The 15,458-nt window shown below is 43.7% G+C and carries 13 protein-coding genes; 3 read left to right on the forward strand and 10 right to left on the reverse strand.

Annotated features, from left to right (window positions below):
• Nucleotides 1-18 precede the first annotated feature (18 nt).
• Both GVK91_RS11415 and GVK91_RS11420 read left to right on the forward strand, forming a co-directional pair.
• Entirely contained in the window at nt 19-957 is a 939-nt protein-coding gene (locus GVK91_RS11415; protein WP_159728799.1) for a hypothetical protein, read from the forward strand.
• A 15-nt stretch (nt 958-972) separates the two neighbouring features.
• Nucleotides 973-1,650, forward strand: coding sequence for a YiiX family permuted papain-like enzyme (locus GVK91_RS11420; protein ID WP_159728801.1), 678 nt, complete (start codon nt 973-975; stop codon nt 1,648-1,650).
• 13 nt (nt 1,651-1,663) lie between these two features.
• Here the strand turns inward: GVK91_RS11420 and GVK91_RS11425 are convergent, their stop codons facing one another.
• The 7 genes from GVK91_RS11425 to GVK91_RS11455 are packed head-to-tail and all read right to left on the reverse strand — an operon-like array spanning nt 1,664 to nt 10,115.
• Entirely contained in the window at nt 1,664-2,635 is a 972-nt protein-coding gene (locus tag GVK91_RS11425) for a Gfo/Idh/MocA family oxidoreductase (RefSeq protein ID WP_235032891.1), read from the reverse strand.
• Nucleotides 2,628-3,839: a M20 family metallopeptidase gene (locus tag GVK91_RS11430; protein WP_227550279.1), complete on the reverse strand. Its 1,212-nt coding sequence runs from the start codon at nt 3,837-3,839 to the stop codon at nt 2,628-2,630. The genes GVK91_RS11425 and GVK91_RS11430 overlap by 8 nt, the downstream gene beginning before the upstream one ends.
• Before the next feature lie 40 nt (nt 3,840-3,879).
• Nucleotides 3,880-5,445 carry an SLC5 family protein gene (locus tag GVK91_RS11435; RefSeq protein ID WP_159728805.1) on the reverse strand — a complete coding sequence of 522 codons (1,566 nt, stop codon included), beginning with the start codon at nt 5,443-5,445 and terminating at the stop codon, nt 3,880-3,882.
• Nucleotides 5,426-6,817, reverse strand: a complete 1,392-nt coding sequence (locus tag GVK91_RS11440; RefSeq protein WP_159728807.1) for a hypothetical protein — start codon at nt 6,815-6,817, stop codon at nt 5,426-5,428. Before GVK91_RS11440 ends, GVK91_RS11435 begins: the two co-directional genes overlap by 20 nt.
• Before the next feature lie 3 nt (nt 6,818-6,820).
• Nucleotides 6,821-7,588, reverse strand: coding sequence for an SDR family NAD(P)-dependent oxidoreductase (locus GVK91_RS11445; protein ID WP_228280296.1), 768 nt, complete (start codon nt 7,586-7,588; stop codon nt 6,821-6,823).
• 16 nt (nt 7,589-7,604) lie between these two features.
• The gene (gene dgoD, locus GVK91_RS11450; protein WP_159728810.1) at nt 7,605-8,783 is read right to left on the reverse strand and encodes a galactonate dehydratase; all 1,179 of its coding nucleotides are present in this window, start codon (nt 8,781-8,783) and stop codon (nt 7,605-7,607) included.
• Between the two features lie 9 nt (nt 8,784-8,792).
• On the reverse strand, nt 8,793-10,115 hold the full coding sequence (locus GVK91_RS11455; protein WP_159728812.1) for an aspartate aminotransferase family protein: 1,323 nt from the start codon (nt 10,113-10,115) through the stop codon (nt 8,793-8,795).
• Nucleotides 10,116-10,275: 160 nt separating this feature from the next.
• Here GVK91_RS11455 and GVK91_RS11460 point away from each other — a divergent pair, with 160 nt between their 5' ends.
• The gene (locus tag GVK91_RS11460; protein ID WP_159728814.1) at nt 10,276-11,073 is read left to right on the forward strand and encodes an SMP-30/gluconolactonase/LRE family protein; all 798 of its coding nucleotides are present in this window, start codon (nt 10,276-10,278) and stop codon (nt 11,071-11,073) included.
• Nucleotides 11,074-11,106: 33 nt separating this feature from the next.
• On the opposite strand, the gene GVK91_RS11465 is transcribed toward GVK91_RS11460, so the two are convergent.
• From GVK91_RS11465 to GVK91_RS11475, 3 genes are all read right to left on the reverse strand, one after another.
• Nucleotides 11,107-11,745: a GntR family transcriptional regulator gene (locus GVK91_RS11465; RefSeq protein ID WP_153848019.1), complete on the reverse strand. Its 639-nt coding sequence runs from the start codon at nt 11,743-11,745 to the stop codon at nt 11,107-11,109.
• 66 nt (nt 11,746-11,811) lie between these two features.
• On the reverse strand, nt 11,812-14,460 hold the full coding sequence (locus GVK91_RS11470) for a hypothetical protein (RefSeq protein ID WP_159728816.1): 2,649 nt from the start codon (nt 14,458-14,460) through the stop codon (nt 11,812-11,814).
• Nucleotides 14,461-14,464: 4 nt separating this feature from the next.
• Nucleotides 14,465-15,457, reverse strand: a complete 993-nt coding sequence (locus tag GVK91_RS11475) for a DUF4466 family protein (protein WP_159728818.1) — start codon at nt 15,455-15,457, stop codon at nt 14,465-14,467.
• Nucleotide 15,458 lies beyond the last annotated feature (1 nt).

Genomic DNA, 15,458 nt, shown 5'->3' on the forward strand with positions numbered 1-15,458 from the left:
ATGCTATCATTTTATCCAATGAATCGCTTAGGGTTAAAAACAGGTCTTTGCCTTCTTTACTTACTAGCCGGTCTTGCAACATCGTTGTTTGCATATCAAAACAAGATCTCTTTTCAGTCACAGCAGCAGACAGGAAACAGACTACCTTTTTACATTACGGACCAAGGGACGCTTTGTTATAATTTGCCTGTCGACACGATGGGCGTATACGCTATACAGGTCAATCTCAACAGACTTTTCCCGACCGCAACGGCAGAGCATCTTCGTTCAAAATATTATGAACTATCAGACAGCACAATAACAATAATCAACTATGCCGAACCGGCTACCGCCATCAACTATAGGGTTACTGATAACAACTTTGTCATATCCAAATCCTCCAATTGGCTCGCGGACTATCAACCTGAATTTCAATTCATCGCTTTGGACAGTCTCAGACACATGGAGAACTTATTCGACACGAACGATTTGGACGGCCTAATGCAGGTGGAAGCAACCAAGCTCCCTTTTGAAAATATACTTTTATTTTTTAGTCAGCTGCATGGATTTTCCACGGTAGAAGAATTTAGCAGCAATGCCATTCATCGGATTTTAGAAAAGGATCAGTATGCTATTGCCAAACAATTTCATCACTTATTTCTGACCAGAAACAGACAAGTCGATGATTTCGAAATACTGAAGGCGGCAATAGAAAAAAACGACATGGATTTTATCCGTAAAAGCTCTTTAAATAATCTGAACCGTCTGGGTATAGATGAAGTTAAAGCGGATTATAGCTTCACACAATGTACACTACTAGGAAAAGCGATCTTAATGAAAAACAACATAGCCATAGAGTATCTTTTGCAGAAAGGTGCCGCCAAAGAGAAAGTATATCAGTATGAATCCGACGTATTATCTGCTTTTCAACTCGCCGAAAGGAGCAAATCAAAGAAAATCATTAAACTATTTCAGTAAATCATAAATAAAACAATGAAAAAGACACTTATTTACCTGATATCTCTTGTTAGTTATCTTGTGATCACCGCAGCGCTGACATTGCCAGTTCATGGGCAAAAAAAGCCAGTGGTTCCTAAGCAATCGAAGGCTAATTCAAAACTACCCCAGTTCAACGATGGCGATATGATCTTTCAGTCTTCTATTTCACCGCAATGCAAGGCAATCCAATTAGCAACGCGTTCTCCGTATTCCCATTGTGGGATTATTTTTTACGAGCAGGGCAAACCTTACGTACTGGAAGCCGTACAGCCCGTAACTGTAACTAAGTTAGAACACTGGATTCAGCGTGGCGAAAAGCAGCATTACGCGGTCAAGCGCCTCAAAAATGCAGACCAGGTACTGACCAATTCGAAACTAGCCAAAATGAAAGCAATCGGCAAAGATTTTCTCGGAAAAAATTACGACGCGACATTCGAATGGTCAGACGATAAGATCTACTGCTCGGAATTGATCTGGAAAATATACCAGCGTGGAGCAGGCATCGAAGTTGGGAAGCTTGAAAAACTGAAAGATTTTGATTTAAGCAGCCCCGAAGTGAAAACTAAGCTGAAAGAACGTTATGGTAACAATGTTCCGCTGAATGAAACGGTCATATCACCCGCCTCAATTTTTAATAGTCCATTGTTGATTACGGTGACGAGTAATTATTAAGCGAGCTCGCCTCCTATTTTTGAAGCTGAACGGCATTTCCACCATTAAATTTACTTTCTTCGGCTGCATCTATAAATGCGCATATTGCCAGGGTTTCCATTTCGTCAACCGGACTTACACCTGTTTCGAAAAACGGAAGGATCTTATCCAACAATGGGCCGTATCCCATAAATTGTCCCAAATGGACAATCTGATCTTTCAAAAAAACCGTTCCACCAAAATCATCCTTCCCCTCACGAATGCCCCGAAGTGAGGCAATTCTTCCATCCGCCCACTCCCCAACATAAAACGAAGTACCCTGTTCCTGAATAGTTTTTACCGAGCGGCATCCCGGTCCCATCAATGCAAATAACATTTCGACCCCATGGATGCCATACCAATACAGATCCTTATGTGAAGGTTCCGTTACTGCCGGACAATAGACGTCTGCTCCTATTACCTTAGTCCTATCCAATTCCTGAAGACCGCTAATATAACGCAAGGAGCTTGATGAAAAAACAGGGCAACCGTAGTTTTTTGCCGCTTGAAAAATTTGGAAAGCGTCCCTATAGGAATTCGCTATTGGTTTATCAATAAATAAAGGTTTTTTAGCTTTGATTACTTGAAGTGCCTGCTCCAGATGAAGATTTCCATCATTTGTCTCCAAAAACACATAGTCTACTTTTTTCAATAGCTCGGCAATACTTGATACAATCGAAACACCGAGCTGTTGCACTTCCGCTGTAATTTTCGGAATACGCTCGATACTTAAGGGAATTGTTTTGCTTCCATAGGGATAAGCCGCAACAACCCTGAATTTTCCATAGGGATGATTGCTAGCAGCCGTATTAATCGCTCTTGTAAAAGCAACAGCGTGTGTAATGTCTAGCCCAATGATCCCAATCTTTTTTACGTTATCATGCCTCGATAACACCTTGTTATTCGCATTAACGGCATAGGATAATCCAAATGCAAAGGAGGACATCAAGAATTTTTTTCTATTCATTTGATTCATTCAAAAGAGAAATAGCTGCATTGACCAAAACAGCTATTGATGTTTCGAAAGCCTTTTCATCCAGATTGAACTGTGGATTATGAAGGCCATGTTGTGTGGTAGAATCGTCATTATTTGTGCCTATCAACATAAACAATGCGGGATAACGATAAGAATAATAAGCAAAATCCTCCGCTGCCATCCAGATTTCGAGATCTTGTGGCACACTATTCCCCATCGTCTCCGCGATAATTGTTTTGACTTTTTGCGTTAACGCGGGATCATTATAAAGCGCGGGATAACCATGCCGGACTTCAACTTCTACCTTTGCACCAAGCGACACGGGAAGCGTTGCCGCTATTTCAGCAACCATTTCCAGCGCCTCCTTGCGCCATACCTCATCCATTGTACGAAATGTTCCGGCTAATTTGACTTCCTCGGGTATAACATTGGCAGCACCATCTCCAATAAAACGACCAAAGGTCAATACAGACGGTACATCAGGGTTGGCTTTCCGACTGACAACTTGCTGTAATGTGGTGAGTAACTGCGCGCCGATCATAATGGGATCAACAGCCCGATGTGGCTCCGCAGCATGGCCGCCACGTCCCTTAATAGTGAAATAGAACTCGTCGCTCGAGGCCATAAATCGCCCGGAACGTAAACCGACTTTTCCTACAGAAACACGAGGACTTACATGTAAACCCAGCACAGCTTTAATCGTTCCACCAAAAGATTCCAGAATCCCGGATTCCAAAACCTGAATCGCTCCGCCAGGAATCTTTTCCTCAGCAGGCTGAAATAGCAAAACAATTTTACCGGAAAACTCCGTTTTATAATCATTTAATATAGACGCTGCCCCCAATAGATTAGCCGTATGAAAATCATGGCCACAAGCATGCATGACACCACTATTCTTCGATTTATATCCCACATCATTTTGCTCGTCTATCGGTAAAGCATCAATATCTGCCCGTAATACCACAATATCATCACTCGCCGATTTTTGACCGGTCAGTACAGCCACAACACCTGTTTGAGCGACAATCTCAAATGGTATACCCAACTCACTGAGTTGTTGCTGAATATAGGCGCTTGTCTCATATTCTTGAAAAGACAATTCAGGATGCTGATGGATATGTCGGCGTATTGCAACGATTTTCGGAAAAATGGTCTCTATCTTGGCATTTAATTCTTTCAGTATTGGGTCGATCATCTGGGTAAGTTTTAAAAGTATAACACTTCAACAAGTTAAGCTAAAAATAACGTACATAAAAATAGAGCACCAACACCGTTATAATTATCCACCATAAGGTCGGATTTCGAAATCCACGGTAAGCGGCTTTATCTTGATCCGGCACCTGAAAAGACTCGCCCGTCAACACAAGATTTTTTAACCTTGCTTCTGAGACCGCAGGTGTCAACAAACTGACCACTGCGCAAGCAATCATACAAGTCCAGAATACAATACCTGTTCTATTAAAAAATGGCATTTCAGGTAAGGTGTATTCCAAAAGTAAAGAAAGGGGAATTGTTAGTAAACCTGCTGTCAAAGCACCCTGCGATGTGGTTCTTTTCCAAAACACCCCCATTAAAAACATCGTTGCAATACCTGGCGTAAAAAGACCGTATAGATTCATCAAATAAAGGAAAACTGGTTTATCCGAATAACTGATCAGTACAACCGCACTCATGATTCCGAGCACGATAATAGCGACTCCGGCGCGCTTACCAAAACGGACTGCTTCGTAGTCACTTGCATTTTTATTAATATACTGGCTGTAGATATCGACGGTCAGAATCGTTGTACAGGAATTGATCGCTCCTGAAATATGGGACATGATGGCCGAAATTAACCCTGCCATCACCAAACCAACCAAACCTTTGGGCAATAAGGTTTCCACGAGTGTTGCAAACAGCAAATCGGGCTGATCGAGATGCGGCAGGAATTTTGGAGCCACCAATGCCGGAATAGTAATAATCAAAGGAACCAAAAATTTAAGATAGTCACCAAAGATGACACCCATGCGCCCATGCCATTCATTTTTTGCCGCCAATACGCGCTGCACAATAAATTGGTTCGTAGCACAATAAAATACGCTGATACACAACAGTCCGCCTAAATACATGGTCCAGGGAAAGTCAGGATCAGATGCGGGATAAAACATTTTCCAATCCTTGGAGGATTCTACCACAGACTGAAAACCTCCTGCCGCATCAATGGTAGCAAAAGTTAACACTATTCCACCCAGCACCAAAATGACAAGCTGTACCATCTCCGTCCATATCACCGCTTTTAGGCCGCCTAAAACGGTATATAAACCGGTCAAAATTGCCATTCCAAAAATACTGTATAAAATAGGAATGCCGAATAAAGCGTGCAGCGACAGACCGCCCAAATAAAGAACGGCCCCAATCTCCACAAAAACATAGGTAAACAAGATCAAAATAGCGTACAACACGCGGGTAGCGTTACCGTATCTTTTTTCGAGGTATTCAGGAATCGTATAGAAACCGTTGCGGATATAAAAAGGGAGAAAGATCCATAATAATGCATTAAAACCGATTAGAATCGCTCCCCATTCCAGGGTAATCGCGACAAAACCGCGACTATAAGCAGCCCCCATAGCGCCAACGAGATGATGGCTACTGATATTTGCGGCGATGATACTTCCGCCAATCATCCACCAGGGCAGCTTATCACCCGCAAGAAAATAATCCCGCTTCGAGGCGGAGTTTTTTTTCGAAGCGTATAAGCCCAATACCACTATACCAATAATATATACGGCAAAAATAACGACATCAATCCAATCGAGTTTCATCGGTCAATAATGTTTGAATTCCTAATTTAGTTTGTTCAATAAGTATTTCAAGACCGCCGCTGGCATAGGGGCTTTGCCACACGGCATAAATATCCTTATCATAAAGCTCCTTCGGTGCGAGGTAACCCACATAGCCATTCGCGATATTGATAAAAACGATCGTATGATCTGGAAATTCGGCTCTCACTTCGATTTGATAACAGGAATAGGCTTCGTTGGCCTGCGCCACCAACACGGCATCTCCCATTTTCCAGATCCACACCGGAATAATAGCTTCCTGTTGATCTCCAATGGATTTACGGGTATTATATTTCCGCCAAAGGCGATCTTTCATAACACGATCCGTACAGCGTTCGTATTCACTCAAAATTACTTCGGGACTAGGCAGTTTTTTGTAAGGCACTTTAACAGATAATACCCTTTGCTTAAAATCGATTGGAGCGGTCTGTTTCCGAAATCCCCAACAGGCCAGTGGAGCCCCCGAAATCAAGGATTCCTTAAAAACCCAGTTTTTATGACTATGCTGTTCCTGCGCCAGCGTCGCGAGAACAGCATAACCCAACTGCTTTCCGTTGGCTTCGACCAGTGCTGGATCCTTTACATACTGTCTCCGTGGAGCTAAATCACCTGATGCGCCCTGTAAAAAAAGACAAGGCACGGATAACGAGCGCTCTACGGTATTTCGCATTTCGCCGACAAAATCGGGCGAGAGCAGATCATTCTCGTGAGCAAAGCTGGTTGGGTGGCAGGCATAATTACAAATAACCGCTTTTAAGCTTTCAGTTTCATCATACAACCGTCCGACCAACAAGGTTGTATCTGCTTCTTTCAATGGATTGTAACCAATCAGATAATGAGAATCCACTTCCAGATCGCGGTTGCTGGCCAAATCGCATACACCATAGTTCCAGGTTAGACTTCCCTTAAATAGCCCATTTTGTGCCATTTCAACACAAGATATCGCCTGCTGTTTGAGGAATTCAAGGTAAGGCAAAATCAGTTCACCTCCAGGTTCCGCAGCATCTGTCGAACAGATACTAGGCCCCGCATGAGTATGCGATAGCGCAAAAATCAGCTGCGATTCAGCCAGATTAAAATGACTGAGCAATGCTAATCGTAAATTTTGTTCATCAGCGGCATTTTTCCACCAGCCTAAATCAGCGGTTAGCAGAATTGCAGGCAAGCCATCGCAGGATTGCATATATAGACAATGCATCATCAAAGGCTGATGAACAGCCGTTGCCTGGTCAAATGCAGCCGCCCCCCAATTACGGGAATAGATGCCGATCGGTGGAGTAATATCACATTGGCTAAGTCCAAATCGTCCGTACAAACTACCCGTCGTTTCTTTCAAGAGGTCTTTCTGTTGCATACGTTAAGGTCTAATCAAAGACAGTCCACCATCCATCACGATTGCGGTACCAGTCATATGTTTACAATTGTCCGAACAGATCCATAGCACCTGTTTAGCAACCTCTTCGGCTTCTATAATCTGGCCAAGTGGCACCACAGCCTTTGCTTTCATTTGAAGTTCGGCGTTTGATGACCAGACCACTTTGCTCAGCCCGGCATTGACATAGCCTGGTGCAATTTCGTTGACACGAATTCCGTATGCTGCATATTCAAGAGCCATGGCCTGACAAAGCATACGCAGGCCCGCCTTAGAGACACTATAGGCCGGTAAATTTTGATGTACGGCGTGTGCAGCCCAGCTACCCATAAAAATGATCGAGCCCGCAAGCTCAGTCTCCACAAATGACTTCGCACAGGCATTCGCCAGGAAGAATGAACCGTCGAGATTAACGGCCATTTCATTCTTCCATTCCTCGTTGCTTAACGTGCTGAAATCTTTAATAGTGACACATGCAGCATTCGCGATACAGATGGATATTGCGCCCAACTCCTGCCTTATGCGTTTCACCCAGGCGTCCACCTGCCTGGCGTCTGCAACATCGACCTGATCATAAAACAAACGTGCTCCAGCGTCATCCAACAAGGACCATCGCTCTCTCGCCACATGTGGTTCAAACCGATCCGAGATGCATACAATTGCCTGCTGGGTCAAAAATGCTTCAGCCATAGCCCTTCCGATATCACCAAGTCCCCCACTGATCAATACGACTTTATTCTTATATTCCTCCATTATCGCTATTTTTAGACTACCAATCGCCTACACTACCGTCTTTATAGAAGGTTCGCTGCAATATTTCCTGTTGAAAAGGATGCTTCTTTACCTCTTCTTCATTGATTTCAATACCCAAACCAGCGCGCTTATTCGGCAGAACAATCCGCCCTTTCTCTTGAACTGTAAACCCTTCGGTAACCACGTCCTGGCGCCATTCAACGTCCTTATGCACACTTTCGCAAATAATGTAGGATGGTGTTGCAAATCCCAGCTCAATGGAGGCGGCCGTACTCACAGGTCCCTGAGGGTTATGTGGCGCCATAGATACACGGTAAGCATCTGCCAAGGCTCCAATTTTACGCGCTTCAGAGAGACCGCCACAATGGGTAATATCAGGTTGAATCACACTCACTGCCCGCTTCTCGAGCATATCCCGAAATGCATGCACTCCGATCAAACGTTCGCCTGAAGCAATAGGTGTCGTCACTGCCCGTTGAATCAAGGCAATATCTTCCATGGTCTCTGGCCAGCATGGCTCTTCAAAGAAATACAGGCCGTAAGGCTCCAATGCTTTCGCAAATTGCATCCCCATACGTGGGCTTGGCCGCGCATGGCAATCCACCATAATATCAATATCGTCGCCAACAGCGTCACGCATCGCCTTCACGCAAGCTTCAGCATATTTAATTGGACGAAGACCTTCCAAAGACATTGTCTCTGGGACAGCCATCGATTTAAAAGCGGTAAAACCCTCGTCAACAGCTTTCAGTGCAAGATCACCAAATCGCTTGGCATCATCCGGAGCAGTCTCATAAAAATCTTCCATGCGACCTCCACCTAAATGACAATACAAACGGATATAATCACGCACACGGCCTCCCCACAACTCGTGACAAGGGACATTGTGAATTTTACCTAGAATATCCCATAAGGCGATGTCGATACCACTGATGGCCGTGCCACGAACGATCCCGTTTCCATGCCAGAAGTGTTGTCTATACATCATCTGCCACAGGTATTCAATACGACGCGGATCTTCACCGATCAACAATTGAGAAATATCTTTGATTGCTCCGACCACACTTTGCGTATGCCATTCCAAGGTGGCTTCGCCCCAGCCCCAAAGTCCGGGCTGATCGGTAATAATTTTGACAAAAATCCAATTTCGCATGCGCGCATGGCACACAAAGGTTTCAATAGCGGTTATTTTCATAGTTAGGGTTTACAAACTTTTTATTACGCGTTCAGTTGCCTCCAACGTTCTGTCTATATCATCCTCCGTATGCGCAAAGGAGATACTTCCTTGTTTAATTGGTGCCGGGAAATTGAAAATCCCTTCTTTAATAAGCTTTTTACGATATTGGGTATCCAGTTCAAAGTTGTGGTTATCCAAAATATCATGAAAATTGACTGGCGCATGGTCCATAAAATATGTACAGAAGGCAGATCCTTGACGTGCGACATAAAATGGTACGCCTAATTTAGGAAATATTTCGTTATATCCCTGTTCCAAACGCGCACCAAGTGCTTCTACGTGCTCATAAACTAGATGCTCGGAGCTGCCTAATTTTTTCAATGTCGCAATTGCCGCCGCAGTCGTTAAAGGAAAAGCATTAAAAGTACCGGCAATCATCACCCGCTTCGACTTATCAGGATCTACAAAGTAATCCATATATTTTTTCTTTCCTGCGATAACACCCAATGGGTAGCCGTTTGCAACCGCCTTTCCGAAAGTTGAAAGATCCGGCTGAATACCACAGATCGACTGATAGCCGCCCAGCGCATGTCTAAATCCAGTTTTCACTTCATCAAAGATCAACAGAAATCCATGCTCGTCCGCCATCTTGCGTAAGCCTTCCAGGTAACCTTCCTTTGGCTTCACAATACCGATATTCTGAAGAATAGGCTCCAACAAAATACAGGCAACATCATATTTTTGAACCACATACAGCACACTTTCCAAATCGTTGTAGTTGACAATGTGTACTAAATCGCTGTGATTTTTAGGAACGCCAGCACTTAATGAATCGAATGGATATTCCCCCGGACTTTGATATGAGCCAACATCTGCACGTTGACTGATCACATTGCAGGCCACATCGTTATGCCAGCCATTGTAGCCCCCCTGCATAACAATCACATGATCACGCCCTGTTACTGCACGGGCAATACGGATCGCATGGTAAGTCGCTTCCGATCCTGTAGTTGTAATCTGAACGCTCTCCACCGAAGGAACAGACTGACAAAAAAGCTCCGCAAACTCACCTTCCAGTAACGTTGGCCCAGCCCCCATCAATACCTGCTGTTCCTGCAATGTCTGTAACACTGCGGCGTTCACGTCAGGATCATTATGCCCCAGAAAGGATGCTGCAAATCCAGCCTGATAATCTATGTAGCTGTTCCCATCAATATCTTCGACCAAACTACCATTCCCTTTGACGAAGCAGATATTCGGATCTGACTTCCGATTTAACGATACCACTCCACCAGGTATCCATCTTGCATTCTCCCGCAGTATCGCGGCTGATTTTTCATTTTCTTGCATGCCTATTAAAAGTTTTGCTATTTGTTATTGTTATAATTGGACGATCACCGCCACACATGTTGCAGTCATCAATAAATTGTATTTAAATACACCTTATTTTATGTATACCAAATTACAATATTTTTGTATACATTTAAAATAAATTTTAAAATATTTAAAAATGAACATTCTCATTGAAGGACTTCTTTTTCCAGAAGGCCCCGCTTTCGACCGGGAGGGTGGCCTATGGCTTGTGGAGAAAGAAGCAGGAAACTTGATCTATTACAAAGACAATCAGTATAGCAGAATAACTGTGAATGGACATCCCAACGGAATTGCAATCGATAAAAATGGCATAATATGGTTTTGCGACTCACAACAAAACAGCATCCGTTGCTATGATCCCTTCGACAAAACCACGACGACAATAGTCACGGAAATCGCAGGAAAGCCATTAAAAATGCCCAACGACTTATGTTTTGATACCGAAGGGAACCTACTATTCTCCTGCCCGGGAAATGACCTGGAAGATGGCACAGGCTACATCTGCTGTCTACATAAACATGGTGCGCTTACGAAGATCCACACAGGCCTTTTTTACCCAAACGGATTGGCCTTTGCAGCAGACAACCGTACGCTTTTTGTCGCTGAAACAGGCACAAAATGGATCTGGAAAATGCACTGGAACAGCTTGACACAACAGGTGGAAAACATCGAAAAATTCATAGAAACAGGCGGTAGTATCGGCCCGGACGGCATAGCCCTCACGCACGACAATTATCTTTTTGCAGCGATTTATGGATCGCAACATATCCTATCCATTGATACCAAAAACAAGACGACCGAGAAAATACCTACACCGGGGAAGAATCCAACGAATTGTGCTTTAGACCCAAAAGGCATTCAGGGACTTATGATTACAGAAGCTGAAAAAGGGCAATTGTTGCAGTGGGACAGCACAAAAAAGGGTCTATTGTAAACAATAGACCCGCTATAAAAATCCAAAAAAACATTAAACCAGTTCCAACGCCTCTTGCTCGCCCCGATCCAAATGATGAACCAGGGTGGTATACGCTTTATTCCAATCATCCGCTTTCAGCGCATCAACAATAGCGCGATGCTCCTTCTCCGTATCCAGGTAATCTTCCATCTGCCCCATAATAGCCCCGAGTTTCATATGGAATAAGGGGATGTTACTATTCTTGTAAATGGAAATCAACCTTGAATTGCAAGTTCCTTCAATAATCCGCTCATGAAAACGAACATCCGCCTCGCAAGCGCCACCATAATAGCCTTTACTGACCATGTCGGAAAAATCGTTGCAGATCAGTTCCAAATCTTCGATAAGCTCTTTACTTTTCTTTGAAAACAGAATCTTTAATGCGCCTATCTCCAACAGCTCACGCAGCTCACGAATATCCTTCACATCTTCGACCGTCATTTTCTTCACAAAGCAGCCACCTTTTTCACCAAACTCAACCAGACTCTCCCCTGCTAAACGCATAAAAGCCTCACGAACAGCCACTCTACTCACCGCCATCTTATCCGCCCAAGCACTCTCCACCAATCTTGCCCCGCCAGACAGCTGACTGGACAAAATTTTCTTACGTACTTCTAAATAAACTTTATAGGCAAGCGAATCCTCTTTCATATTGTATACAATTTTATGCAAAAATAAGAATACAAAATCATTAAAAAAATTTAAACAATGTATTCTTTAATTAATCTTTCCCTCTTGGGCTCCATACTGTCTTCCCGGCGACAAATAAATAGTTTCGGCTTTAGATTTCCAACTGGTTGTATGATTCCCTTTCAGGACATTTATATTAAAGCTACTATTTTTTAATGAACTTTTCATATTCCAGAAACCATCTTTCAAACCGACCACAACAACTTCATACTGTTGATCTCCCGGTACCACAAATTCAATGGGCTCATCAAGATATTGATTTGGCTTGGCCACCACCAGTAAACGATCAGCCACTCTTATGAGGTAATAATTCGCTTTTTCCTCCGAATACACCGGTAATTTTGAAGAGCCACTCTCCGTCATCTGAAAGACCGAAGCGTAACTGGCCTGATCACTTTCCTGCTTGGGTGAAACCATAATCCGTGTTCCCCTAGCCTCTGGCCAAGGAGACTTGACCTGATAAAGATCACCAAAAACAAAAGCAGTTGAATCACCCGAATACAACTTCACCGCACACTCTTTTAACTGTGGCTTCAGCAAATCAACATAAGTAGAACCGGCTGCGTTTTTAAATTTACTGCTCAACACAAAACCTGTTTCACTTCGTACAGGCTTTTCAAGCGTATTGATCTGCCAATAGGGTTCGAATTTCTTATCATTGGTCTTAAGCTCATCCAATAAGACAATGACAGCAGGCACATCCTTTCTCTTTAAATTCAAGAACAGGAAACTTTTTGCATAGGATTTCACTTTAGCCGTATATGCCGCCGTTAGATCCATATTGAAATAGCTATAGCTCGGCTGAATGGGATCGTCACCAAATGCGGATGCCCTGATCTCTCCGGTATGGTACCAGGAATCATTTAACACCTCGTCAACCGTGCGCGGAAAACGCTGGCTAAACCGAGTCCCACCATCGTTTGTTTTGGTCCTGAATAAAAGCGGTTCCGCAGGATCACGCACCAACAGCATACTGTGTGCAACCGACCGTTTATTAAAGTTAAAATCATAAGGGGAACCATACGAAAGATACAGCCCAAGATCACCAACCTGAATACCATGATGATAAATCTGCAGTGCACCTGCATCGGCATGCTGATGATTGCCAAAATGATAACCGCCCCCCTTAATTTCTGCAACCACATCGGAACTTCCGTTCTCTTCGCTCCAGCCTGTCCGGGCAACCATAGACCCTAAAATAGGTCCAAAATCTTTCGTCAACGGCATTTTCTCACGGTCAAAATCAGGCTTCAATTTTGGATCATCCAAGAGGAGGAACAAGATTGGATTGTCAGGCAAACCGCCCTGTTTGACAAACTCAGCCTTAATTACCGGATTGCCTGAATAGGCGTAACAAAGCAGCATGGTCTGTGGATTTTTCCAATAAAAATCAGCACTGCTGTTGTACTTTACATTGAACATATCGCCGTCGCGTAACATTTTTCCGTCAGGCGTGCGCATATACAGCCAATAATAGGGCATATTCTTGATATTATCGTCAAAAACCGGATAACCGAGCATGCGATAATACAACCAGGCTCCATGCATTTCCCACCCAAAACGATAGCCACCGTAATCAACACCTTGATTATGGCGCGGAGACTGATACTCAAACTTGCGCATGGGTACCAATTCTTCCAAAATAGAATACGAAGTATACTTGTAAGATACAGGATCCTCGTCATATAAAGCAATACTCATTGCCAGCAGATCGCGCGACACCTGTGCCTCATTCCCATGCCCATTGATAATACTTTCGATACCAAAAAAGGGAGGCCAGCCAATTTCCATATCTTGAGCCAGACGCATCATATTTTTATGCAGACTGGTCTTAACGTGTACATCCAATAATGCGTAGCACCAGTCATACACCAGTGCACCCGTGTAAATTGCACGTCCCAACTCGCGTGTAATATCACCATAGGAAACATTCCCGAACTCCAACATCGTCAAGTATTGATCTGCCAGCCTTACCGCCTCCCTGCCTATTTTTTCGTCACCGGACATGAGGTAATAAAACGCTTTTGATTCAATAGCACGCTCGAGCTTTTCATCGTAAAACATTTCCTTATTCGGATCAAAAATAAATTGAACAGGTTGTTGCGCAAGTGTTTTCACTTTCCCCCAAGCTTCCAGATGCTCCGCTTCTTCCAACCGCCCCTTAACGACGGGCAATGATTCTTTGTTAACCCATAGCCTCGGGTGACCTGCGGGAGGAACAATCTTTGGTTTATAATTTTCTGCTGCAGCTGGCGCAACCGGAGGCACAAAGGCATTGATCGAAACAGCTTTAATCTTAAAATAAGCTGGCAATTGCATACCGACCGTCTGCTTCCCTTTCTCAAAATAAAATTTACCAAGATCTTGCTTCGCACCTTTAAAGCTGTCAAATACGATCCGTTTGGTCGATCGTGCAGCGCGAACATCAATCATTGCATACAGCGTCATCATACCTGTTTTATCTGCCGCCTTAATTTTATCCAAATCGATAACCTCACCTTCAGAAACCAAGGTATAGACACCAGCCGTCGGAACATCCACCTGCACCTGCAGGCGCTGTCCATTTCCCTTTATCGAAGTAACCTTTGCCTGCTGCCCATAGGACGTTCCAAGGGTCGCCATAAAAGCGATCCCCAGAAAAGTACCTTTAACTTTTAGCCATATCCTTGCACCCATATCTTTATTTTACTTGCAACCTTTTTACACTGATCTTCATTTCTTTCGTGGTATTATTGACGCTATTGACAAATACATAAGCATTGTATTTACCATCAGCCGTTTGCAGCCATATTCCTGATTCAGCTTTTAAATTAATCGCAAAATCTGGCGCATCTACGAACGATTTATCTTTCAAATCCACATCGTCCACAAATACACTGTATTGCAATCGCGCCAACTGTTGATCGCGCACAGTCCAAGCCTTCACGATCTTCGTTTTATTTGTCAGTCCCACGGGCAAGGTGAAGCTCGGCAAATAACTGGCATCCGTCGTGGGAGCAACCAAAGAATGTGCATAAGTCACCGTTGGCAATGCCCGGTACAAATAGATCAAATCAATCTTATCCGGGTTTGCCGCCGCTTCGGTAGCAGTATACCATTTTAGGTCGGCCACAGAAAAAAAGCAGGCCGCGCCGTCTTTCCCGATCAAGTCCAAAGCCATATCCATATTACGAATCGCATAAGCTTCGGTCTTCAAGGCAATTTCCTGCCCATTACTGGACCTCGCCCTGAACGTAAAAGTGACCGATTTACCTTTTGCTGCTGCCGGTATTTTGTAGCTATAACGCAGCGTTGAAGCGGAGGTATCTTTTGTAAATTTCACCTCCATGCTATTCCCATTTACTGCAGCAGGGTCGCCAACAACAACACCTATATCTGCCCCTGTACTACTGGTGTAGTACGATTTGTTTTCAAGCACGGTACCCTCATCACCCGAAATACTGGCTTCTACAGAAATTGATGTAAGTTTCCCCTGATCTGGCAAAATCGCCGCAGCATAAGCAAAATCTATGGTAGCCCCAACCACATTAGGCCCTAAAGAGCGCTTAATAATATCGTTTTGCAAACCATCTTTTGCTGTTGGAATTTCATAAGCTTCTTCTTTACAAGAACCGAACAACAAGAGCCCAAATCCGATGGACAACAGCCCTATTTTTAAATAATTTGTTTTCATC

Source organism: Sphingobacterium sp. 18053, assembly GCF_902706145.1.
Lineage (GTDB): Bacteria > Bacteroidota > Bacteroidia > Sphingobacteriales > Sphingobacteriaceae > Sphingobacterium > Sphingobacterium paramultivorum.